The sequence below is a fragment of the Lactobacillus kalixensis DSM 16043 genome, assembly GCF_001434335.1.
Taxonomy (GTDB): domain Bacteria; phylum Bacillota; class Bacilli; order Lactobacillales; family Lactobacillaceae; genus Lactobacillus; species Lactobacillus kalixensis.
Genome location: NZ_AZFM01000090.1, coordinates 1 through 574, shown reverse-complemented (window position 1 = coordinate 574; position 574 = coordinate 1). Strand labels below are relative to the sequence as shown.

Here is a 574-nt window from a genome sequence, read left to right as displayed (position 1 = left end):
AAAAAACTTGGTCGTAGTATCGATGAACGGCCTAAAGAAATTGATAAGAGGACTCGCTTTGGTGACTGGGAATGCGATCTAGTTTTAGGACACAAAACCAAGGATGATCAAGTTTTATTAACTCTCTGCGAAAGAATGAGTCGTGAGTTTCTAATCATGCGCATTCCAGATAAAACCTCTGCTAGTGTAATGCAGGCCTTCAGAACACTACACAAGAAATATGAAGAGCATTGGAATGATATCTTCAAGACGATCACTACAGATAATGGATCAGAGTTTGCGGACCTTTCAAACCTTGAAGAAGTATCAAATACCTTGGTCTATTATGCTCATCCATATACTTCTTGTGATAAAGGAAGTGTTGAAAGACACAATGGCTTGATTCGCCGTTTCATTCCTAAGGGTGATCGTATTGATAACTATTCACTTCAAGAAGTTATTGATATTGAAACCTGGATGAACACAATGCCAAGAAAACAATTGGCATACCATACACCAGATGAAATATTTGAAAGAGAGTTAGATAACATCTATCAAGCTGCATAAAGTGTCCAACTTATTATTGCAATTTGCG

The 574-nt window shown here is 37.5% G+C and carries 1 protein-coding gene; it reads left to right on the top strand.

The features are described from left to right. Positions 1–546, top strand: a 546-nt coding sequence (locus FC46_RS09890) for an IS30 family transposase (protein WP_157046842.1), incomplete at its 5' end; no start/stop codon positions are given. Positions 547–574: the final 28 nt, after the last annotated feature.